The sequence below is a fragment of the Flavobacterium marginilacus genome, from assembly GCF_026870155.1.
Classification (GTDB): Bacteria; Bacteroidota; Bacteroidia; order Flavobacteriales; family Flavobacteriaceae; genus Flavobacterium; species Flavobacterium marginilacus.
In genome coordinates this window covers 4,869,660-4,891,150 of the sequence record NZ_CP113975.1, presented here as the reverse complement: position 1 = coordinate 4,891,150, position 21,491 = coordinate 4,869,660, and the positions used below count along the sequence as shown (strand labels likewise).

Below are 21,491 nucleotides of genomic sequence, written 5' to 3'. Positions count from 1 at the left end.
CAATCTGCAGTCGAAAATCGTTAATCTACAATCAAAATCATTTTAAAAATTAAGTTTCATCCCGTCCGAAATGGTATTCATGCCTTCGGTAACAATTATTGCATCAGCATTCAAACCGCTTAAAATTTCGGTTACATTGTCTGACGACTGGCCAGTTTTTACAATTGCTTTTTTGGCAATGCCTGTTTTTCCGTTAGAATTAGCTACTGTATAGACAAAACTGTTTTTCTTACCATCCTGCTGAATTACATTTGTTGGAACAACCACAGCATTTTTGCTTACATAATCAATCACTTTTAGTTTAGCGACTTGGTTAGGGCGTAATAAGTTTTCCGGATTTGGAACGCTGACTTCGATTCCGAAACTTCTGTTGTTTGGATTGATGAAGTTCCCTATTTGGCGTACCTTTCCTTTGTAGGTTTTGCCTAATGAAGTTAAGTAAACATCTACTTCAGTGCCAATTTTTAATTTTCCGATATAGGTTTCAGGAATTGAAGTAGAAACATACATATTTCCTAAATTCACGATTCGCATTAATCCTTTTTGGCTGGCAGCAACTACTTCTCCTTTTTCTACAAAAACTTCGTCAATAGTTCCTGAGAACGGAGCTTTGATGACTGTTTTTGCAATTTGTGCTTTGATTTGTGCTACTCCTTTTTGTGCCGAAATCATTTGTGCCTGTGCTTGAAGGTATTGTATTTCGGAACCAATTTTTTGGCTCCATAGATTTTTCTGGCGCTCAAAAGTGGTTTTGGCTAGAGCATATTGGTTTTCTGCGCTGGCCAGCTGCTGGCTCATTCCGCCATCATCGGTGCGTCCTAAAACTTGTCCTTTGCTTACTTTTTGTCCGGCTTTTACGTTCAGCTGTACTAAATTCCCAGGAAATTCTGGCTGAATCAGTACGTTTTCATTAGTGTTAACGCTTCCCTGAATCTCAAGATAGTGGTTGAAAACAGTATCTTTCAATTTTACTGCAGATACCAATGCTTCAACTTCTTTGTTCACGTCCAAAGCAGCCAATGCTTCATCGATTTGGGTAAGCTGCTGCTGTAGTTCGGCTTTTTTGGCCGTTATTGCTTTCACGTCTTTGGAGGCAATAATGCTTTCGGTTGATTGGTTTTTCTCTGATGAATTACAGGAAATCAATACGATGGAAAGTGTAGTTAATATTAATATTTTTTTCATGTTGGTTGTATTTAATAGTGTCGTTATTGAGTGATGATTTTTTCTAAACTGGCTTTTTTATTGATGATATTGACCATAGTCTGCAGATATTTTTGCTGGGCAGTATATAATTGACGCTGCGCATCATTGAAGTCAAAACTGGTCGAAAGCCCTTCACTGAATTTAATCTGCTGTTTTCTCTCGATTCTTTCTGCCAGATTCAGATTGCTTTTGGCAGTTTCATAATCGGCGATGCTGTATTCGTACTCGCTTTTTGCGGCAGCATACTGCAGTTTCAGTTTTTGCTCGGTTTCGTTTAAAGTTGTTTTTGCCTGATCCAAAGCAATTTTTGCCTGCTGTGTTCTGGAGCTTCTAGCTAAGCTGCTGAATATTGGAACATTTAAACTTAATCCAAGATTCGAATAATTGAACCAGTTTTGGTTTTTAGTAAAAAAATCAAACTGATCTTTATAAGCAGTGTATCCAAAATTAAAATTCGCAGACAACGAAGGCAGTGCTTTACTTCTTTCAAGTTTGTATTCCAATGTTCGCTGCTCTTCAAAATTGGAGGCTATTTTATAATCAATATTGCTGTTGACATCAAAGTTTGAATTGGAAAAAGAAGCATCAATGTTTTGAACCGTCAGTATATCCAGCTTATCTGTCAGTGTGATTGGGTCATTGATATCAATGCCTAAATTGATTTTCAGCATTTTATAAGTAATGTCCAATAAACGATTGTTGTAGTTTAAGGTACTTTCTAAAGAAGCCAAAGTAATTTCTAACTGTTCAACACTTTCTTCTTCAATCAATCCATTTTTGTAAGTGGCTCTGGTGTCGTTCAGCGTTTTCGTTAAAGATGCGATGTTTTTTTCCAAAATGGCGATGTTTTCTTTGGCCAGTAAAACATTACCATAAGAGTTAATTACCATTTCCTTGATTTCAATATCAGATTTCTTTTTTGCATTTTGATAGTAAGCCAAATAGGTTTTTGAAGCCTGAAGCGCTACAATATAAGAACCATCAAAAAGAAGCTGGCTTATTGAGGAACGCGCTATCATAGAGTGTTTTGTTCCAAAAGCCACTTCGGCATATTCGCCTGGTTTACCGCCAAAGAATTCGGCAGGAACGACAGATTTTTGTAAAACAAAATTGTTTGTATAATCAACGCCAGCATTAATCTGAGGTAATCCCATGGCTGTAGTTTCCCATTTTTTTTCCTTTGCGGCTTCAATACTGCGTCCTGAATTGATGGAGGAGTAATTGTACTCAATCGCATGAGCAATTGCCTGCTGTAATGAAAAGGAATAATTCTTATTCGAGTCTTGCGCATATACGCCCGCGCCCAAAAATGTTAACATTAGAATGAATGTTTTTTTCATTATATTTTGGTTTTAAGTAATTGTTTTTCAAGTTCGTCAATTCCTTTTAAGGTTGCCATTGCCCTGGTGTGGTATTCTAATGCTTCCAATTCCAGTTTTGTGGCTTCCCTTTCGGAGACTGTGTTTTCTTTGATGCTGAAAATTAATGAGTAGTAAAATTTGACATAAACATCAACATCCAGATCTTTTCGATATAATTCCTGGTCAATACCTTTTTCGATATTTTGTTTAAAGCACATATTGCATTCATCCAATTCCCGGTTGATTACCTTTTGATAAATCTCTGGGTAATGTTTTTTTAATTGGTAGAGCGGAGACGTGTCAGCTATCTGAAACATTTCTTTGAACATTTTCCGAATCTCAAAATTTTCCTCAATCGCATTGTAATTTTTGGCAACAATCGTATTTATAACTTCATGAACGGTCTTGTGAACCATTTCGGTACTTTCTTCAATTAATATTTCTTTGTTGCAGAAATATTTATAAATCGTTTTTTTAGAAATGCACATTTCACCGGCAATATCATCCATGGTGACGCTTTTAAAACCAAGTTTTAAAAATAAGTCGCTTGCTTTGGATATGATTTTGTCTTTCATTGTTTTTGGTTACTTGTTTTGGTTAAAATATAGATTGGGTGGGATTGAGGTTAAATTAATCAGCGGTTAATTATGTGTGAATTCTAAATTAGCAATAAGCTGTATATCTGATCCTACAGCATAGCTTCCGTGTGCATAGTATGGATTGCAGTTAAGACCAAAATCTTTTCGGTTAATGCTTCCGGTTATTTCAAATGATGCTTTCCGAATTCCGTTATCATTTTTGAAACCAATAAATTCTGTGTCTAATTCGATAACTTTTGTAATGTTTTTGATAGTCAGATGTCCTTTCAGGAAATTGATGTTTTTGTTTATCTTCTCAAAAGAAGTTGATTTGAACTGAATTACAGGAATTTCGTTATAATCAAAAAAGTCGATTAACTTCAAATCGGAGTTATTGTTTTTGCCGTTTGCTTTCAAAGAAAATTCAATCGAAGCGTTTTCTACTTCATTGTTCTGTATGGCAACGTGTCCTTTAAAATTATTTTTGGTGCCGGGCATGTAATCAATCAAAGAACGTTTTGTTTTTAACAGCACGTCAGATTCATTTGAATCAATTTTCCATTTATTTCCCATGTTTTCAGTTTTTTGTAATAATTTTGTAATGCAAATATAGCAATGGAAACTTTAAAAACAAATAAAGTTTCCATTGTTTTAACTGTATTGTATTAAAAATTAGATAATTATATTGTAATTTGTATTCGAATTCATAATCTGCCGTCTGTTAGGGCAATAATCTGAAGAATTAGGAATAAATGATCTCTTCATACAATTCGGACAATCTTTTTCGTAAATGCAGAACAGCATAACGCTTTCGCGAAAGTAATGTATTGACAGAAATGCCGGTTTCTTCGGATATTTCTTTGAATGACAAACCATCTAATTCGGTTTTTTCAAAAACTTCTCTTTGCTCCAGAGGCAGTTCAGATAATGCATTTTCGAGTTCAACCCACATCAATGAGCGTAAGTATTCTGTTTCGGGAGATGGTGACGTCTGCTTACTGAAAAGCATTTCGGAAATATCTTTGAGCATCTCGTCATCGTCGTTTAGGTAGGAAGGTAATTCTTCTTCATGCTTCTTTGTCTGTTTATTGATTATCATATTGCGCGCTACCCGATACAGCCAGGCAGTTACCTGTTCAATCGGATTCATCGCAGTATCTACTTTTGCCAGCTGGTAAAAAACGTCCTGCAGAATGTCCTCGGCATCTTCCTTGTTTGAAACGCGTTTACGAATAAACGCGTCCAAACGAGGTTTATAAGCTGTTACCAGCGATCCGACATCTAGCTGAGGGTTATTACTCATTATCTTTTTTGTCGAAGTCAGTACAGTCGAAATCAAAATTTTTGTCTCCAAAGAAATGTCTGCGGCCAAATCTTCCGCCCCACATGTGCTCTTTGCGTTTGTTTACAAATTCTTTGCGTTCTTCGGGAGTCATTTTCATCCATTTTTCACGAATAGCATTTTTATGACGCATACCCTTAAATCTAGGACCTCCGTGATGTCCGTGACCGCCAAACAGAAGGCGGGAAAGAACAAGTAAGCCTAATGCCTGCCAAAAACTAATAATTCCTAATCCAAATATGCTCGGCATAAGTGCATTCCATAACAGCATGACTGCGAAACTGAATCCTGTACCTGCTGCAATGACGAGCAATATTATTCCTGCTATTTTAAAACCTTTTCTTTTCATGGTATATATTTTTTGTTTTTTAAATTCATTTTAAGAAGCCTTCTATTTATGTAGACAAATGAACTTGATAAATATTTTACGGAAATGGCTTTTTTTTTGATTTTTTTTTGATACTGCAAATTAGCTAGGATAAAATTAGTTGAATATGTGGAGTTATTTAACTTTACTGATGCTCGTTTAATGCCATTAAGTTGAGTTTAAATTTTTTCTCGCAAAGCCGCAAAGTTATGATTGGATTCCTTTGCGGCTTCGCGGCTTTGCGAGATTTACCTTTGGATAATAAATTAAAAAACTCTTGACTAAATGATATTGGGTACTCGTTTGCAAACGAGTACCAAAGCGGGTTAATAATAAGCTATATCAGCAGGTGACTTTTCTATTTTTCTGATTTTATTTTGTACTTATTAATTATGTATAAGGATGCAAATTCTTCCGCGTTAAATCTTCGGTTAACAAATCTCCATAATGAAAAGAAAAATAGTAAAATAGAACTAATTAGGATAGGAGTGCATTGGTAGTAAAAGTAAGCTGCGACAATGCAGACAATTGTGAAACTTCTGAAAAAGTTTGAGTCCGCTTCTAACCGCTGTGTAATTGTTATTAATTGCGGGTCATCTTTTGAAATAATAATTTTTATCCAATCATAAAACTTAATATCCTGATGATAATTTTCATTTTTGAAGTATTCGTTTTTGATTTTTTCTGCTTCTTCAATTAATGCTAAGCCTCTTGATTCGGGCATGTTTTTAAAAAGTTTTCTAAGCAGCCCTTTTTTGCTGTAAAACTGAATAATCATCCAGTCATTTAGATTTTTTTTCCACAAACCAGAAAAGGCGTATAGTATGTGTCCAACGATATAGGAAGTTATTGCGTAGTATACCCATGAGGGATTTGTAAAATTATGACATTGATTAAATGTATTGACAGTAACAATGTATACAACACAAAATCCAGGTAGAAGGACGGAGAAAAAATCAACTAAGCCAATAAAAAAGTCTGCGGGTTTAAATTCCATATGTTATAACGGTTAAGTATTACGCAAAAATTGTATATGTTCTTGTTATTGAGAGTATTCAATCTCCAAATATAATAATTCCATTCCCGTAAAAAAACAAGAAACCGCCAAAAATCAGATTTCTGGCGGTTCCTTTATCACAATTAAATTCAGGTATTATACTGTATGCTTCGGATTAAAACCATCCTCGCTTAATTCTTTGTGGTCATAATCGGCAGTCATTTCAGCTTCGTAATCTATTTTTTCGTCTTTAGTTAATTTAGCCTTGATTTTCTCCATGATTTCATAAATCACAGGGACAATAATCAAAGTTAAGAATAATGACGAAATCAATCCTCCGATGATTACCCAAGCCAGACCATTTTTCCATTCGGCACCAGCTCCAGAAGCCAATGCAATTGGGAACATACCAAAAACCATTGCAATTGTAGTCATCAAGATCGGACGCAGACGAGCGTGGTTCGCCTGAATCAAAGCTCTTCTGATGGTTTCACCTGCTGCTCTTCGCTGGTTGGTGTAATCCACAAGCATGATCGCATTTTTACACACCAGACCAATTAACATAATGATACCCAAAATGGTAAATATATTCAGTGTATTATTCGTTAACGCTAAAGCCAGCATCGCTCCAATAAACGAAAGTGGAATCGCAAACAATACCACAAACGGGTGCATAAAACTGTCATAAAGACCAACCATTACAAGATATACCAAAATAATAGCCGCCAATAAAGCAATTCCTAAAGTACCAAAACCTTCGCTTTGGTTTTCCTGATCACCACCCCAAATATAGTTTACACCAACTGGTTTTTTCAGTTTATCTAATTTTTCCTGCCATTGCGTTACAATTGTTCCAGAAGCAACCCCAACGTTTTGACCTTGTACTGTTACCGAGGCCGTTTTGTCTCTACGCTCTAACTGGCTTGGCCCTGAACCTTCAGTAATAGTTGCAAATTGGGATAATTTAATCTGCTGTCCTGAACTGTTGACGAAAATCAGATTACTCACATCGGTAATGTTTTTTCTGTCAAATGCGTTGTACTTGATGTTGATGTCATACTCATATTCACCAGCTCTAAACTTCCCGTCAGTGTTACCGCTGTATGCAGTCTGCATCGTCGTACCTACTGTTTGCAGCGTAAGTCCTAACGCAGCCATTTTATCACGATCCACTTGTACATTGATCTCAGGATTTCCATCTTCAACGGTTAATTTAATTTCCGTTGTTCCCGGAATGCTTCGTAATTCAGCTTCGGCTAATTTAGCAAAAGCCATAGCCACTTCTGTAGAAGGTCCTGTTACGATCAAGCCTAAAGTAGCATTATCTGCAGTTCCTAAAATACCAACCGGAACCGTTTTAACTTTGGCACCAACTAATACTTTTTGTAATTTACGTTTGATTTTAGCAGCGTATACAGAAGCTCCGTCTGTACGATCTTTTTGTTCAATCATTTTAACATCAATCTCCGCTTTGTAGGCCGTTGCTTGTGATGCTCCCAAACCTTCACTTGTTTGTCCTACTGTTGTAATCTGGCTTTTTACATATTCTTCGCTTTTCAAAAAGGCTTCAGCTTTTTGAGTCATAAAGTTGGATTGTTCCAATGAAGCATCTTTTGGCATTTCGATTTGAACTAAGAATTCTCCACTGTCTGAAGTTGCAAAGAACTCTCCACCGATAAAACCACCACCTAGTAATCCAATGGTCGAACCAAAAAATAAGACTAAAACAACGCTAATTGTTTTGAAATAATTATTCAAACACCAGTTTAATAATTGAGTAACCCAGTTTGTAAAACGAGTCAAAAGACTTTCGAATCCAAGAATGGTTCTTCCAAAAATATTTTTACCTTCAATATGTTCCAATTTTCCAAAACGGGAAGACAACCACGGGATAATTGTAAACGAAGCCAATAATGACAATAAGGTAGATATAATTACAGTAACACAGAATTGTGTAATAATGTTGGATACCAATCCAGAACTCATCGCAATTGGTAAAAATACCACCACAATTACCAATGTAATCGAAGTTACCGTTCCTCCAATTTCGGCAGTACCGTCAAAAGAGGCACGAATACGGCTTTTGCCCATTTCCATGTGCCTATAAATGTTTTCCAATACCACAATCGCATCATCGACCAGAATACCAACTACTAGCGAAAGTCCTAATAAACTCATTAAGTTTAAAGTATAACCCAAAAGATAAATTCCGATAAAAGTGGCAATCAATGAAGCTGGAATCGAAACCATTACAATGAGCGAGTTACGGATACTGTGCAGGAAGAACAGCATTACAAACGCTACCAAGATTACTGCGATCAATAAATCGTGTATTACAGAATCTGCAGCTTCAAGTGTATAATCGGTACTGTCTTTTGCAATTTCTAAAGCTAGTTCTGATGTTTTATAATCGTTCTCTAGTTTGGTAATGGCTTTTTTCAAGTCGGCACTTACTGCAACCGCATTTGCATCTGATTGTTTGATAACCTGTAAAATAATTGCGCTCTTTTGATCTATTCTGGAGATTTTTTCTGCAATTTTTTGGGCATCCTGAACATCGGCAATATCATTTAAACGAACTTCAATTCCGTTTTTAGAAGAAACAACCAAGTTTCTTAATTCGTCAACACTTTTGTATTTACCCGCTAAACGGATTAATATTTTTTGATTTCTGGTTTGAATGTTACCCGTTGGGAAATCCAGATTCGAACTCAAAATAATCTGCTGTACCTGCGGAATAGAAAGTCCGTAACCCTGCATTTTTACAGCATCAAGATTTACCTGAATTTCACGTTCCTGACCACCGATGATATTTACCTGAGCCACACCCTGCACACGCGATAAAACGGGTGCAATTTTTTTGTCAATCAAATCATAAAAAGTGGCTTCGTCCATTTTGCCATTGGCACCAATAGTCATAATTGGTAAATCACTCAAAGAGAATTTGGTCAGAGCAGGCGTTTCAGCATCATCGGGTAAGTCACTCACTATGGCATTGATTTTGCGCTGCGCATCATTCATCGAAATGTCAATTTTTGCATTTGATGTCAGTGTTACCGATACGATTGATAAACTTTCGTATGATTTGGAATCAATTTTTTTGATGTTTTCCAAAGAGGCGATTCCATCCTCAATTTTTTTGGTAACGGTATTTTCTACCTCACTTGGAGAAGCTCCAGGATAAATAGTAGAAATTGTAATAACATTCTGTTCGAATTTTGGGATCAGTTCATAGCCCAATTGGCTGTAACTGAACAGTCCTCCAAGAGTTAGTATCGTAAATAGAACGATAACTAACGAAGGGCGTTTTATGGATATTTCTGCTAATTTCATTTGTTTTGCTTTATGCTGTAGGCAGTAAGCTATAGGCTTTGCGCATCGGTTATGCTTAAAGCGTAAAGCTTACGGCTTAAAGCTTATTTTATAATTTCTACTGCGTTACCATCCTGTAAGTTGATTTGACCTGTTACAATAACAGTTTCACCATCAGACAATCCGTTAATTATTTCAACTTGGTCACCTAAAATTCTTCCGGCTGTTACTTTTTTAAGTTTAGCGATTCCGTTTTCAACCACAAAAATCTGATTGCTGCTCACACTTCCAACAAAAGCATTTCTAGGAACTACTTTCAATTCTTGTTTTTGTTTGGTTCCAAAGTTGGCAGTTCCATACATACCTGCTTTAATGCTGCTGTTAGCATTGTTTGTGATTTCAATTTCAACAGGGAAGTTTAAGCTTTCATCTGCTTTTGGAGCGATAAAAGTAATTTTGCCAGTGACAGATTTATCAGGAAAAACGCTTGAACTTACAGGCACAGTATTTCCGATTTTTAAACCAGCTACCTGACTTTCGTTCACGCTCACTTTTAATTTTAATTTAGAAACATCCACAATGTCAAACATTTGTGTTGGAGGCATTCCTGCTAAAATGGTTCCTGGTTCAACAAATCTTTTGTTAATGAATCCTTTGATAGGTGCTTTTACTTTCGTGTCACCTACGTTGATGTTCGCTTGAGTTAAGTTTGCCTGTGCATTTGTTAACTGCAGTTTTGCCTGATCCAATTGTTGTTTTGTAACACCGCCGGTTTGATAAGCATTTTCATATCTTGCATAATCATTTTTAGCATTGTCGTAAGCTGCTTTTGCGGTATTAGCATTAACATTAATTACATCGCTTCTAACGATCACCAATGTTTGTCCAACATTTACATAGTCTCCTTCGTCAACTAAAACTTTAATTACTTTTCCCGATTTTTCAGCAGAGAAAGTAAGTTCCTGTGTAGGAGCAAAATTTCCATTTGCTACGAAATCTAATGAAACATTTTCTGTTTTTACCTGTGCTGTTTTTACAGATACAGCTGCGTTTTTTTCGGCAACAATATCAGTTTTAGCTTTATTTTCTGCTTTGTTTTTTGATAAAACATAACCAATTGCTCCCAAGGAAGCAGCTATTGCGATTATTGTAAGTATTGTCTTTTTCATTTTAGTTGTTTATAAGTGTTTTAAGTTGTCCTTTTGATTTAATTAATGCTATTTCTGCAACTTTATAATCTAAAATTGCTGCTGTATAGTTATTTTGCGCTTCAATTGATGCATTTTCCGAGTCTAATAAATCGGTTAATGATGCCAAACCTTGTAAGTAATTGTTTTTTGTGTTTTTAAGAATTTCTGTTGCCAAGATCATGTTCTCTTTCTGATTTTGTATCGTAACAATGCTATTCTGAATTTGAGTATTAGCATTTTTATAATCTAAATCAAGCGAAAGCTTTGTTTCTTTGAGGTCTTCCTGTAGGGATCTAATTTGAACATCAGCTTGTCTTACTTTAGCGCGAGTACCAAATCCTGTAAAAATTGGAACTCTTAAATTTAATCCAATAGATGAGTAATCAGACCAATAAACGCCATCTGCAGGCTTAGCAAAAAATGGTACTTCTGGTCCTTGGCCTAAATAGTTATACCCGGCTGATAATGATAATGTTGGATAATATTCGGCTTCTATAGATTTCTTCTGCAGCACTAATAATTCTTCTTGTTTTTTCAAAAGCAAGTATTCGGTTCTGTTAGCTGTATTTGGCGCTTCAATCAAAACTGTTGGTGTAATTTCAAATTCAGTCTGCGGAATCTCAATTTGAGTTTCCATTGGCATTCCCATATAAAATTTTAATGCATTTTCCTGTAGTTGTACTGCATTTAAAATTTGCTGACGCTGTGTGCTAATGTTTGACATTTTTACAACAATACGGTCAAAATCAATTTTTTTAGCAAGACCATTGTCAAATTGACCTTTTACGATGTCACGAACTTTGGTAGTGTTGAGATAAGTACTGTCTAATAAAATCAATTTCTGACGCTGAACATATACCTGATAGTAGTTGTTGGCTACTCTTTCGATAACTTGTTCTTCTGTTAACTGATCGTTTATCTGGTAAAATTCTCTAGTAGATTTTGCAGCTCTCAAACCTGTAAAAACAGATTGATCAAATATTGCCTGTGTTAACGAAATTCCCGCTCCTGATGTCCATTTTTGTCCAAAAGAAGCTTGAATTGTAGTTCCCGGCGCGCCAAAAGCAGCTCCGTCAATTACATTGGTCTGTAAAATTGGATTATAGGTTAAACTTCCGTTTGCAGTAATCTGCGGTAAGGCTCTGGAACGGACTTCCTGAATTTTGTATTCACTGTTTTCAACATCTAATTTCGCTTTTTTGGCATCAGCCTTATTTTGCAGCGCATAATTTATTGCGTCTTTTAAGGTCAGCGTTTTTACCTGTGCACTGGATGTCAGGCCAATTGTGCACAAAAGCAGTAGGGTTATTCTTTTCATTGATTGTTTATATATAAGTGTTTTGTAATTGTTTCTCTAGTTCGATAATCCCCTTCGGTGTTGCCATGGCTCTAGTATGATATTCTAAAGCTTCCAGCTCCAGTCTTTGGGCTTCTTTTTCAGAACTGGTAATGCCATGAATGCTGAAAATAAGTGTGTAATAAAAATTAACGTAGATGTTAACATCTAAACCTTCTCTATAAAGTCCCTCTCGGATTCCTTTTTCAATATTGTGTTTGAAGGCTTCGCTGCATTCGTTTAATTCCCTTGATATTACTTTGTTGTAGATATCGGGATAATGTTTTTTTAACTGATAGGCGGGTGAAGCTTCTCCAGATTTGAACATTTCCTTGAACATTTTTCTGATTTCAAAGTTTTCTTTTATTGCATTGTATTGTTTTACCGTGATACTGTCGATGCTTTCATGAATTGTTTTATGAACCGTCTCCGTACTTTCGGCGATAAGGATTTCTTTGTTGCAGAAATATTTGTAAATCGTTTTTTTTGAAATGCACATTTCTCCAGCAATATCATCCATAGTGACACTTTTAAAACCAAGTTTTAAAAAGAGTTCTGTAGCTTTTGATATTATTTTCTCTTTCATTTTTATGATAACTTATTGTAGTTAAATTTTAATAGTACAGTAAAAGTTAGTTATTAAATGAGTTTTGGTTTTTGTCTTTGTTGAGAACTGGTCATTCTTAATGTGTGAATTCTAAATTAGCAATGAGTTTTATGTCTTTGCTTATCGGAAGGCTTTTGTTTTGTTTAAGGACATTATAATTAAGTCCAAAATCTTTGCGGCTTATGTTCCCGGTAATTTCGAAAGATGCTTTTTGAACACCGTTGTAGTTTTTCATTCCTATAAATTCGGTATCAAATTCTACTACTTTAGTGATGTTTTTGATAGTCAGAAAACCTTTCAGGAAATTGATGTTCTTGTTGATTTTTTGAAAAGAAGTCGATTTGAATTTTATCAGCGGTGCTTCATCTTCATCAAAAAGATCAGTGAATTTTGCTTCTTTATTCTTTTCTGCCGAAACGTTCTTTTTATCATTTACATTCAGGGAGAATTCTATTGAAGCATCTTCAACCTCGTCGTTCTGTATGGCAACATGTCCTTTTAAGTTGTTCTTGTCTCCGGGCAGGTAGCCAATTAGAGAATGTCTAGATTTTATTATAACGTCTGATTCGTTTGAATCAATTGCCCATGCATTTTCCATGATTCGTATTTTTTAGTAAAGTTGTTCCTTAATTTTTTTTATTTTGGAAACTTTGGATACTTATAAAGTTTCTTTGTGTTCTGCAAATGTAATAAGGAAACTTTAAAAACCAACAAAGTTTCCAATGTTTTTTTTCGATGGATACCATAAATAAAAATTATAGTTCCGTTTTTCGGGGATTTGTGCTTTCATAATTGCCTTTTGTATTACAGCTCTAGACTCTAAAAATCTCATGGGGAAAGGAATCAGATAGAAAATGAAACTTATTTTAGGTATGAAATTCATCGATGTCTGGAACCTTTATTACATCTTTAGTAATTAAAGGAATTTGTTAAAGTTTTTATCTTGAAGTAAATATGATAATACGGTATTGGTTTTTGTTAAAATAAGACTACAAATTGAATAAAATTAGAAGTATCTTTAAAATTAAAAAACTAACAAGCCAAGATTTTTAAAACAATGAAAAAAATAATTACACTTTTAGTGTTAGGAGCTCTTATGAGCTGTACCAATAATGTCAGCAATAAGTCAGATTTAACTATAACAAGCAAATGGAAACTTATCGAAACCTATTTTAATAATGGCGGAAGCGATACGAAATGGCAAAAAGCGGATAATGGCTATACAATTGAGCTTTATCAAAATGGAACTTTCAAATCTATGAAGCCGGGAGCGCCTTGTGAAAACGGAAAATATTCTATTTCAGATAAAAACATTCTGGTTCTCAAATACACCTGCAGTACAGTTTATTCGGATTTTGAAACAACAGAAGCTTATACCGCCAATGCAGTTTCAATTATTTTGACTTCGAAGCTTTGTGATGAAGCTTGTCTGGAGAAATTTGAAAAAGTCAAATAACAAGGCAATCATAGTAATAAATTCATAGAGTGTTGTTTGATTTTGATGAACGTCATTTTTGTTCTTTAAAATTTAACGTCTGATTCAGGCATGTTTTTGCGGTAATAATTTACATTGTAATTAGTATCTTTGGGCTTTTGCAAATCAGAAAATCATTTTATGCTTCCTATACACGAATATCAAGAACATTTTTTACAGTATTTAGAAAATCAAAAAATCAATAAAGAGCCAAAAAATCTATACGAACCAATTGATTACATTTTAGGGCTTGGCGGTAAACGGATGCGTCCGGTGCTGACTTTAATGGCCGCAGAAGTTTTTGATGCAGATTACACAAAAGCACTTCCGGCGGCTACAGCTGTTGAAGTTTTTCATAATTTTTCGCTGGTACATGATGATATTATGGATGATGCTCCTTTAAGAAGAGGCCAGCAGACTGTTCACGAAAAATGGAATCTTAACGCAGGGATACTTTCCGGAGATGCAATGCTGATTTTGGCTTACCAATATTTTGAAAAATATGAGCCGGCCGTATTTAGGGATCTGGCAAAACTGTTTAGTAAAACGGCTATAGAAGTTTGTGAAGGACAGCAATGGGATGTAGATTTTGAAACCCGTACAGATGTTACCATTCCGGAATATCTTAAAATGATTGAATATAAAACAGCTGTTCTAGTTGCTGCAGCCATGAAAATGGGCGCAATTATTGCAGATACTTCAAAGGAAAATGCTGATTTAATTTATAACTTCGGACTTAATTTGGGAATAGCTTTCCAGCTGCAGGATGATTATCTGGATGCTTTTGGTGATCCGGAAACTTTTGGCAAACAAGTAGGCGGTGATATTATCGAAAACAAGAAAACTTATCTGTATCTGAAAGCATTGGAATTTTCTACACCTGAAAAAGCTTCGGAATTAGAGCAATTATTCAGTCTCCAATTAGATGAAAACGCAGAGAAAATAGAAACTGCAAAAACTATTTTTAATGAATCGGGTGCTTCAAAAGCGACTCAGGAAGCGATAGAGAGTTATACTTTTAAAGCATTTGGAACTTTGGAAAAAATGGACATCGATTTTTCAAAAAAAGAGATGCTGAAGGCTTTTGGCGAAAACCTGATGGGAAGGAAAGTTTAATATGCAGGATTTATGGATGCCGTAGTAAATACCCTTTTTTTCATTGACGAAAAATATAATATCAGAAAGCAGATGATTTTTGCTGTCTGTTTTCCTTTGTTTACAATTTTGGCTTTGGGGATTGACAGCGTTTATTTTAATGATCATTATTTTGACGGACGCCAGATCACAAACCTTTTGGTGGTGTTTTATTATTCTTTTTTCTTTTGGTTTTCGGATTCGTATTTGAGGAAACTGATGTTTGTAATGGTTTTTTTGTCATATATAGGTGAATTGATTTTTTGTCCCTTACTTGGAATGTATAATTACAGGACAGAGGCTATTCCGTTATATGTTCCTTTTGGTCACGCTGTTGTTTATGCTTCTGGTTATGTTTTTGCACATACGGAATGGGCGGTTAAAAACGATACTCAGCTGAGAAAATATTTTGCTGCAGGATTCGCAGTATTGTTTTTGTTGGTTGGAATCTTTCTGAAAGATGTCTTTACACTTATTCTGGGAACTCTTTTCTTTTGGGTTTTAAAGAGAAAAAAATGGCAGAACCTATATTGTTTTGTTGCCATTTGTGTTATATTTATTGAACTGACAGGGACATTTTTTCAATGCTGGAAATGGGTTCCAAAAATCTTCGGGTTTATTCCCGTGGCCAATCCTCCCATGGGAGCCGTATTCGTATATGCGGGAGGCGATGTTCTTTTGTCTAAAATTGTTGATTATTGGAAGCGAAAACAGCAAGTAAGCAATATTGAAATTTTAAAATAATGTATATTTCTCCAGTAAATACCGATCTGTTATTCGAAGAAGCCCAAAAAGAATCTTTATACTTGAGATTGATTGAGCAGCTCAATAAGGATTTTAATCTGGCAAATGAAGGAATTGATTTTCCTTTGAGTATTTCGCCCGATGAATTAAAAATACAGCTGCACGAAAAAATCTATCGGATGATTCAATACAAATTTGCCGAATATTTGAATCTGCTTTATATCATCGATGTTTCAGAGGATCAGATAAAAAAACTGGATGGCAGTGATTTAGTAATTCTAGCCGAACAGGTTTCTTTTTTAATCCTTAAAAGAGAATGGCAGAAAGTCTGGTTCAGGAATAAGTATAAGTAAAAAGAATATTGTAAATAAAGGTTTTACAAATGTTTTATTTTAAGTGGTATTGCTTTTTTCTTCCAATACTTAAATGATTAGATGGTATAATGGGTTTTTCATCTTCGGCATATAATCGAATTTTACAATATAAGCTTGTTGGGATTTTGCCTGGTATCAAAAATATTCACTATGATTATTGTTTTAGCTTCTATTGTGTAAATAATTTTATAGTGTCTTACAATTATTCTTCGAAAAGCAGTGTCAATTTCATCGACTTGATATTGTTCGATAAATCGAATCTTCTTAATAGTTTTTAATATCTCGTTTAAATTTTTTTTTTGAACTTTGAATAGATTTTTGCCTGTAATAATTTTGAATGGTTTTTAATTCTTGTTTGGCATCATCAGTCCAAACTATATTTATTTTGTCCATTTACCAGCTTTCAATTTCTTTTTCTAAGTCTTCTTGTGTAATGTGATTTCCTTTCTTGAAATCTAACAAGGCGTCTGAAATTTTTTGCTTGTATTGTTTTCTGGTTAATGGTTTTCCTTCAACACTATGGGCAACAATTTCTTCTTCATTATAATTGTCAATAGTTTCTTTAACAATTTTGAGAAGGTTCTCATCTGCTATATTTAAAGATTTTAAAATGCTGTCTTTCAGTTCTAAAGCTCCCATTTTTATTTTTTAAATTACAATTACAAAGATACTATTTATATTTTATTTCTAATAATCAAAAATACGCTCTCACAAAAGGCATAAGTGCATCGCCATACACATTGTCATTTTCGTCAAACAATACATTATAGGCAAGTCCTACCGTTACATTTCCGGTTCGGTAACCCGCTCCAAGAAATAAAGCCGTATTCCAGAAATTGTCTGTATATGCTTTTTGGCTGTAATAAGCATCATAGTGATTGTTAACATAAGATTCATTCAGATTTATCGAAAGCTGAATCTCTGGAATCGGATTAATGTAAGTTAGAAAACTGACACCGTACACTCCTGAATCGTAGTATCCTTTAGAAGAAACATAACTTGCCTGAAGACCAATACCCGTCGCCAAATAAGGATTTACATTATAAATAGCACTGGGTGCGACTGAAATATCGGTATAACCGTTTCCAAAACTTACTCCTAAACCGCCTCCAAATTGTACTTTTTCCCAAAAAGGACTTCTCGCCGTAGGCATTTGCTGGTATTGAGCTATTACGTTTTCGTAAAAGAGAAAGATAAAAAAGATGAAAAGATACTTTGTGGGGGAGGAAAAGGCTGATTTTTTCATACTTCTGGCTTTATTTAACAAATTTTTACGTAAAAGTACGTAAAAAAATAGATTTAAATAAATTGGTTTATCGTATTTTTGCCGGACTATTTAACAAAAGTATATTCAATAACAGTATTATGGATAGGTTTTCATTTTTAAACGCAGCACATACAGAATTTTTTGCTCAATTATACGATCAATATTTAGAAAACCCGGATAGTGTAGAACCTAGCTGGAGAAGTTTCTTTCAAGGTTTTGACTTTGGAATGACTACTTATAATGATGAAAATCCGGTTCAGCGAATTGTTGAATATGTGGAAACAGGTGCTGACTGCAGTCTGGTTTCAGATAAACTGCAGAAAGAATTCAATGTTTTAAAGTTAATTGATGGATACCGCACACGTGGTCATTTATTCACAAAAACAAATCCGGTTCGTGACCGTAGAAAAAGTTCTCCGACTTTGGATATCGAAAATTTTGGTTTATCAGCTGCTGATTTATCAACTGTTTTTGATGCTGCACAGGCAATTGGTGTTCCGCCTTGCTCTTTACAAGATATTATAACACGTCTTCAGGCGATATACTGCCAGCATATTGGTGTTGAGTATATGTATATCCGTAATCCCGGTGTTGTAAAATGGGTTCAGGATAAATTAGGAGTTAATAATAACCAGCCAAATTTTACTGCTGAAGAGAAAAAGAATATATTAAACAAATTGAATGAAGCTGTTTCTTTTGAAAACTTCCTGCATACTAAATACGTAGGGCAAAAACGTTTCTCATTAGAAGGAGGAGAATCTGTAATTCCTGCTCTTGATGCTTTGATTGAAAAGGCCGCCGAAAAAGGAGTGGAGCAGTTCGTAATGGGAATGGCTCACCGTGGACGTTTGAATGTTTTGGCAAATATTTTTGGCAAATCGACTCAAGATATCTTCGGAGAATTTGACGGTAAAGATTACGATCAGGAATACTTTGACGGTGACGTAAAATACCATTTAGGACTTACTGCCGATAAAGTAACTAAATCAGGTAAAAAAATAAACATTAATTTAGCTCCAAATCCTTCGCATCTTGAAACAGTAGGTGCAGTAATCGAAGGAATTACAAGAGCAAAACAAGATAAATATTTTGCTGATGATTTTTCTAAAGTACTTCCAATTGCCGTTCACGGTGATGCTGCGATCGCAGGACAAGGTATCCTTTATGAAATCATTCAGATGTCATTGCTTGACGGATACAAAACAGGGGGAACGATCCACGTTGTAATCAACAACCAAGTTGGATTTACTACTAACTATTTGGATGCCCGTTCTTCGACTTATTGTACCGATGTTGCCAAAGTAACACTTTCGCCGGTATTGCACGTAAATGCTGATGATGCCGAGGCTGTTGTTCACGCAATGTCTTTTGCATTGGATTACAGAATGGAATTTGGACGTGACGTATTTATCGATTTGTTAGGATATAGAAAATACGGTCATAATGAAGGGGATGAACCTCGTTTTACGCAGCCGGTTTTATATAAAATCATTGCAAAACACCAAAATCCAAGAGATATTTATGCTGAAAAACTATTGTCAGAAAGAGTTATCGATGCTAACTATGTAAATACAATAGAAAAAGAGTACAAAAAGGATCTTGAAGAAAACTTAGAAGCTTCCCGTAAAAAAGATTTGACAATCATTACTCCGTTTATGCAGAATGAATGGAAAGGATTCGAGCAGGTTTCCGACGATGTGATGCTGAAAAAAGTAGATACAAAGGTTGACAGATCTACTTTGGATTCTATCATAAAAACAGTATCAACTTTACCATCTGATAAAAAATTCATTAACAAAATTTCAAAAATTGTTACCGATAGAAAGACTGGATACGACAACAATACGATCGATTGGGGTACTGCAGAAACATTGGCTTATGGTTCGTTATTGACTGAAGGTTTTGATGTACGTATTTCAGGGCAGGACGTAGAGCGTGGGACTTTCTCACATCGTCATGCGGTGGTAAAAGTTGAGGATTCTGAAGAAGAAGTAATTTTATTGGATCATGTCGAAAACAAGAAAGGAAACTTCCATATTTATAACTCGTTCTTGTCAGAATATGGCGTGTTAGGTTATGATTATGGATATGCTTTGGCCAACCCGAATGCTTTGACAATTTGGGAAGCACAATTTGGGGATTTCTCAAACGGTGCCCAAATTATGATTGACCAATATATTTCATGTGGTGAAGACAAATGGAATAACCAAAACGGATTGGTGATGTTGTTGCCTCACGGATACGAAGGACAAGGAGCTGAGCACTCATCTGCACGTATGGAGCGTTACTTGCAACTTTGTGCACGTCACAATATGTATGTTGCCGATTGTACAACTCCTGCGAACTTCTTCCACTTGTTGAGAAGACAAATGAAAACTAATTTCCGTAAACCGCTAGTGGTTTTCTCACCTAAGAGTTTGTTGCGTGATCCAAGATGTGTATCTCCAGTTGAAGATTTCACTTCAGGAGAGTTCCAAGAAACAATTGATGACAATACAGTAAATAAAAAAGACGTTAAGACTCTAGTTTTCTGTACGGGTAAATTCTACTACGATATTACCGCAGAAAGAGAAAATAACGGAAGAAAAGATGTTGCGGTTGTTCGTATCGAGCAATTGTTCCCATTCCCAGCTGATCAAATCAAAGAAATCATTGCCAAATATCCAAATGCCGACGATTACGTTTGGGCACAGGAAGAACCTAAAAACATGGGAGCTTACAGCTTTATGCTGATGAATTTTGACTTGGTTAAATGGAGATTGGCTTCGTTGAAAGCATATTCTGCTCCTGCATCAGGAAGTTATACACGTTCAAAACGACGCCATGCAGATGCTATCAGAATGGTGTTTGATAAAAATTTATTTAGATAAAAAAAAGTTTAAAAGTTTAATGTTAAACCAATTAAACTTTAAATAAAAAATATTTTAGAATATAAAATTCATAATTTAAAATAATAAGACATGATTTTAGAAATGAAAGTCCCATCACCAGGGGAATCAATCAAAGAAGTAGAAATTGCAACATGGTTAGTAAAAGACGGAGATTATGTAGAAAAAGACCAAGCTATTGCTGAGGTTGATTCTGATAAAGCAACGCTTGAACTGCCAGCTGAAATGAGCGGAGTTATCACGCTAAAAGCAGAAGAAGGTGACACAGTAGCAGTTGGGGCAATTGTTTGTCTTATTGATACTGATGGAGCAAAACCAGCAGGTTCTGCACCTGTAGCAGCTCCAGCAGCGGAAGCTCCAAAAGCAGCACCAGTGGCTCCGGCTCCAGTAGCGGCTGCGCCAGCGCCAGCAGCATCTTATGCAGCTGGAACGCCGTCTCCAGCAGCTAAAAAAATATTAGACGAAAAAAATATTGCTCCAGCAACAGTTTCAGGAACTGGTAAAGGCGGAAGAATAACTAAAGATGATGCTGTAAATGCAGTGCCGTCAATGGGAACTCCAACTGGAGGAAACCGTGGTCAGGATCGTACAAAATTATCAATGCTTCGTCGTAAAGTAGCTGAAAGATTAGTAGCTGCTAAAAACGAAACAGCAATGTTAACTACTTTCAACGAAGTTAACATGACGCCAATCAACTTGATCCGTAACGAATACAAAGATGCTTTCAAAGCAAAACATGGCGGACTTGGTTTAGGATATATGTCTTTCTTTACTAAAGCAGTTACAAGAGCTTTGGAATTATATCCAGATGTAAATTCTATGATGGACGGTGATCATAAAATCGCTTTCGATTTCGCTGATATTTCTATTGCAGTTTCAGGACCAAAAGGACTTATGGTTCCTGTAGTTCGTAATGCTGAAAACCTGAGTTTCCGTGGTGTTGAAGCTGAAATTAAAAGATTGGCTTTAAGAGCTCGTGATGGACAGATTACTGTTGACGATATGACAGGAGGGACTTTTACAATCACTAACGGCGGTGTTTTTGGTTCTATGCTGTCTACTCCAATTATCAACCCTCCTCAATCAGGAATCTTGGGAATGCACAACATTATCGAGCGTCCAATCGCCGTAAACGGTAAAGTAGAAATTCACCCAATGATGTACGTAGCACTTTCTTATGACCACAGAATCATCGACGGACGTGAGTCTGTAGGTTTCTTGGTTGCAGTAAAAGAAGCTTTGGAAAACCCATTAGAATTATTGATGGGCGGTAATGCTAAAAAGGCATTGGAATTGTAGTATTACAGCACATTA

The 21,491-nt window shown here is 35.5% G+C and carries 21 protein-coding genes; 6 read left to right on the top strand and 15 right to left on the bottom strand.

The genetic code is table 11. From position 1 onward, the window contains the following. Window positions 1-42: 42 nt before the first annotated feature. The 12 genes from OZP07_RS20425 to OZP07_RS20370 all read right to left on the bottom strand — a co-directional run bounded on the left by OZP07_RS20425 (window position 43) and on the right by OZP07_RS20370 (window position 12,894). Window positions 43-1,185, bottom strand: a complete 1,143-nt coding sequence (locus OZP07_RS20425) for an efflux RND transporter periplasmic adaptor subunit (protein WP_281636549.1) — start codon at window positions 1,183-1,185, stop codon at window positions 43-45. Window positions 1,186-1,208: 23 nt separating this feature from the next. Further along, window positions 1,209-2,546: a TolC family protein gene (locus OZP07_RS20420; protein WP_281636548.1), complete on the bottom strand. Its 1,338-nt coding sequence runs from the start codon at window positions 2,544-2,546 to the stop codon at window positions 1,209-1,211. Further along, entirely contained in the window at window positions 2,546-3,142 is a 597-nt protein-coding gene (locus OZP07_RS20415) for a TetR/AcrR family transcriptional regulator (protein WP_281636547.1), read from the bottom strand. The genes OZP07_RS20420 and OZP07_RS20415 overlap by 1 nt, the downstream gene beginning before the upstream one ends. A 66-nt stretch (window positions 3,143-3,208) precedes the next feature. Beyond that, on the bottom strand, window positions 3,209-3,718 hold the full coding sequence (locus OZP07_RS20410; protein ID WP_194643220.1) for a YceI family protein: 510 nt from the start codon (window positions 3,716-3,718) through the stop codon (window positions 3,209-3,211). 169 nt (window positions 3,719-3,887) lie between these two features. Further along, the gene (locus OZP07_RS20405) at window positions 3,888-4,448 is read right to left on the bottom strand and encodes an RNA polymerase sigma factor (RefSeq protein ID WP_281636546.1); all 561 of its coding nucleotides are present in this window, start codon (window positions 4,446-4,448) and stop codon (window positions 3,888-3,890) included. Further along, a complete protein-coding gene (locus tag OZP07_RS20400) occupies window positions 4,441-4,836 on the bottom strand; it encodes a hypothetical protein (protein WP_281636545.1) in 396 nt (131 codons plus the stop codon). Before OZP07_RS20400 ends, OZP07_RS20405 begins: the two co-directional genes overlap by 8 nt. Before the next feature lie 376 nt (window positions 4,837-5,212). After that, a complete protein-coding gene (locus tag OZP07_RS20395; protein WP_281636544.1) occupies window positions 5,213-5,851 on the bottom strand; it encodes a hypothetical protein in 639 nt (212 codons plus the stop codon). A gap of 156 nt (window positions 5,852-6,007) precedes the next feature. Continuing rightward, window positions 6,008-9,184, bottom strand: coding sequence for an efflux RND transporter permease subunit (locus OZP07_RS20390; protein WP_281636543.1), 3,177 nt, complete (start codon window positions 9,182-9,184; stop codon window positions 6,008-6,010). Between the two features lie 83 nt (window positions 9,185-9,267). Next, entirely contained in the window at window positions 9,268-10,332 is a 1,065-nt protein-coding gene (locus tag OZP07_RS20385; protein WP_281636542.1) for an efflux RND transporter periplasmic adaptor subunit, read from the bottom strand. A gap of 1 nt (window position 10,333) precedes the next feature. Further along, window positions 10,334-11,671: a TolC family protein gene (locus tag OZP07_RS20380; RefSeq protein ID WP_281636541.1), complete on the bottom strand. Its 1,338-nt coding sequence runs from the start codon at window positions 11,669-11,671 to the stop codon at window positions 10,334-10,336. Between the two features lie 7 nt (window positions 11,672-11,678). After that, a complete protein-coding gene (locus OZP07_RS20375) occupies window positions 11,679-12,275 on the bottom strand; it encodes a TetR/AcrR family transcriptional regulator (RefSeq protein WP_194643233.1) in 597 nt (198 codons plus the stop codon). A gap of 97 nt (window positions 12,276-12,372) precedes the next feature. Continuing rightward, window positions 12,373-12,894 (bottom strand): YceI family protein, encoded by a 522-nt coding sequence (locus tag OZP07_RS20370; RefSeq protein WP_281636540.1) that lies wholly within the window; start codon window positions 12,892-12,894, stop codon window positions 12,373-12,375. Window positions 12,895-13,353: 459 nt separating this feature from the next. On the opposite strand from OZP07_RS20370, the gene OZP07_RS20365 reads away from it, so the two are divergent. From OZP07_RS20365 to OZP07_RS20350, 4 genes are all read left to right on the top strand, one after another. Then, the gene (locus tag OZP07_RS20365) at window positions 13,354-13,752 is read left to right on the top strand and encodes a hypothetical protein (protein ID WP_281636539.1); all 399 of its coding nucleotides are present in this window, start codon (window positions 13,354-13,356) and stop codon (window positions 13,750-13,752) included. Window positions 13,753-13,911: 159 nt separating this feature from the next. After that, a complete protein-coding gene (locus tag OZP07_RS20360; RefSeq protein ID WP_281636538.1) occupies window positions 13,912-14,886 on the top strand; it encodes a polyprenyl synthetase family protein in 975 nt (324 codons plus the stop codon). Window positions 14,887-14,898: 12 nt separating this feature from the next. Further along, a complete protein-coding gene (locus tag OZP07_RS20355) occupies window positions 14,899-15,648 on the top strand; it encodes a hypothetical protein (protein ID WP_281636537.1) in 750 nt (249 codons plus the stop codon). Next, entirely contained in the window at window positions 15,648-16,001 is a 354-nt protein-coding gene (locus tag OZP07_RS20350; protein WP_281636536.1) for a hypothetical protein, read from the top strand. Before OZP07_RS20355 ends, OZP07_RS20350 begins: the two co-directional genes overlap by 1 nt. A gap of 285 nt (window positions 16,002-16,286) precedes the next feature. On the opposite strand, the gene OZP07_RS20345 is transcribed toward OZP07_RS20350, so the two are convergent. The 3 genes from OZP07_RS20345 to OZP07_RS20335 are packed head-to-tail and all read right to left on the bottom strand — an operon-like array spanning window position 16,287 to window position 17,268. Beyond that, on the bottom strand, window positions 16,287-16,415 hold the full coding sequence (locus tag OZP07_RS20345; RefSeq protein WP_281636535.1) for a hypothetical protein: 129 nt from the start codon (window positions 16,413-16,415) through the stop codon (window positions 16,287-16,289). Further along, a complete protein-coding gene (locus OZP07_RS20340) occupies window positions 16,416-16,661 on the bottom strand; it encodes a hypothetical protein (protein WP_281636534.1) in 246 nt (81 codons plus the stop codon). It lies immediately after the preceding gene. A gap of 55 nt (window positions 16,662-16,716) precedes the next feature. After that, on the bottom strand, window positions 16,717-17,268 hold the full coding sequence (locus tag OZP07_RS20335) for a hypothetical protein (RefSeq protein ID WP_281636533.1): 552 nt from the start codon (window positions 17,266-17,268) through the stop codon (window positions 16,717-16,719). Window positions 17,269-17,387: 119 nt separating this feature from the next. Here OZP07_RS20335 and OZP07_RS20330 point away from each other — a divergent pair, with 119 nt between their 5' ends. Together OZP07_RS20330 and odhB are read left to right on the top strand one after the other, a co-directional pair. Next, the gene (locus OZP07_RS20330; RefSeq protein ID WP_194643249.1) at window positions 17,388-20,159 is read left to right on the top strand and encodes a 2-oxoglutarate dehydrogenase E1 component; all 2,772 of its coding nucleotides are present in this window, start codon (window positions 17,388-17,390) and stop codon (window positions 20,157-20,159) included. Between the two features lie 90 nt (window positions 20,160-20,249). After that, entirely contained in the window at window positions 20,250-21,476 is a 1,227-nt protein-coding gene (gene odhB / locus OZP07_RS20325) for a 2-oxoglutarate dehydrogenase complex dihydrolipoyllysine-residue succinyltransferase (RefSeq protein WP_281636532.1), read from the top strand. Window positions 21,477-21,491: the final 15 nt, after the last annotated feature.

What these genes read in the sequence shown, in the direction of transcription:
- OZP07_RS20375 (WP_194643233.1), bottom strand. Translation starts at nt 12,275, where the DNA reads ATGAAAGAGAAAATAATATCAAAAGCTACAGAACTCTTTTTAAAACTT.
- OZP07_RS20410 (WP_194643220.1), bottom strand. Translation starts at nt 3,718, where the DNA reads ATGGGAAATAAATGGAAAATTGATTCAAATGAATCTGACGTGCTGTTA.
- OZP07_RS20330 (WP_194643249.1), top strand. Translation starts at nt 17,388, where the DNA reads ATGGATAGGTTTTCATTTTTAAACGCAGCACATACAGAATTTTTTGCT.
- OZP07_RS20365 (WP_281636539.1), top strand. Translation starts at nt 13,354, where the DNA reads ATGAAAAAAATAATTACACTTTTAGTGTTAGGAGCTCTTATGAGCTGT.
- OZP07_RS20425 (WP_281636549.1), bottom strand. Translation starts at nt 1,185, where the DNA reads ATGAAAAAAATATTAATATTAACTACACTTTCCATCGTATTGATTTCC.
- OZP07_RS20360 (WP_281636538.1), top strand. Translation starts at nt 13,912, where the DNA reads ATGCTTCCTATACACGAATATCAAGAACATTTTTTACAGTATTTAGAA.
- OZP07_RS20400 (WP_281636545.1), bottom strand. Translation starts at nt 4,836, where the DNA reads ATGAAAAGAAAAGGTTTTAAAATAGCAGGAATAATATTGCTCGTCATT.
- OZP07_RS20335 (WP_281636533.1), bottom strand. Translation starts at nt 17,268, where the DNA reads ATGAAAAAATCAGCCTTTTCCTCCCCCACAAAGTATCTTTTCATCTTT.
- OZP07_RS20370 (WP_281636540.1), bottom strand. Translation starts at nt 12,894, where the DNA reads ATGGAAAATGCATGGGCAATTGATTCAAACGAATCAGACGTTATAATA.
- odhB (WP_281636532.1), top strand. Translation starts at nt 20,250, where the DNA reads ATGATTTTAGAAATGAAAGTCCCATCACCAGGGGAATCAATCAAAGAA.
- OZP07_RS20345 (WP_281636535.1), bottom strand. Translation starts at nt 16,415, where the DNA reads ATGGACAAAATAAATATAGTTTGGACTGATGATGCCAAACAAGAATTA.
- OZP07_RS20355 (WP_281636537.1), top strand. Translation starts at nt 14,899, where the DNA reads ATGGATGCCGTAGTAAATACCCTTTTTTTCATTGACGAAAAATATAAT.
- OZP07_RS20415 (WP_281636547.1), bottom strand. Translation starts at nt 3,142, where the DNA reads ATGAAAGACAAAATCATATCCAAAGCAAGCGACTTATTTTTAAAACTT.
- OZP07_RS20380 (WP_281636541.1), bottom strand. Translation starts at nt 11,671, where the DNA reads ATGAAAAGAATAACCCTACTGCTTTTGTGCACAATTGGCCTGACATCC.
- OZP07_RS20420 (WP_281636548.1), bottom strand. Translation starts at nt 2,546, where the DNA reads ATGAAAAAAACATTCATTCTAATGTTAACATTTTTGGGCGCGGGCGTA.
- OZP07_RS20390 (WP_281636543.1), bottom strand. Translation starts at nt 9,184, where the DNA reads ATGAAATTAGCAGAAATATCCATAAAACGCCCTTCGTTAGTTATCGTT.
- OZP07_RS20340 (WP_281636534.1), bottom strand. Translation starts at nt 16,661, where the DNA reads ATGGGAGCTTTAGAACTGAAAGACAGCATTTTAAAATCTTTAAATATA.
- OZP07_RS20385 (WP_281636542.1), bottom strand. Translation starts at nt 10,332, where the DNA reads ATGAAAAAGACAATACTTACAATAATCGCAATAGCTGCTTCCTTGGGA.
- OZP07_RS20395 (WP_281636544.1), bottom strand. Translation starts at nt 5,851, where the DNA reads ATGGAATTTAAACCCGCAGACTTTTTTATTGGCTTAGTTGATTTTTTC.
- OZP07_RS20350 (WP_281636536.1), top strand. Translation starts at nt 15,648, where the DNA reads ATGTATATTTCTCCAGTAAATACCGATCTGTTATTCGAAGAAGCCCAA.
- OZP07_RS20405 (WP_281636546.1), bottom strand. Translation starts at nt 4,448, where the DNA reads ATGAGTAATAACCCTCAGCTAGATGTCGGATCGCTGGTAACAGCTTAT.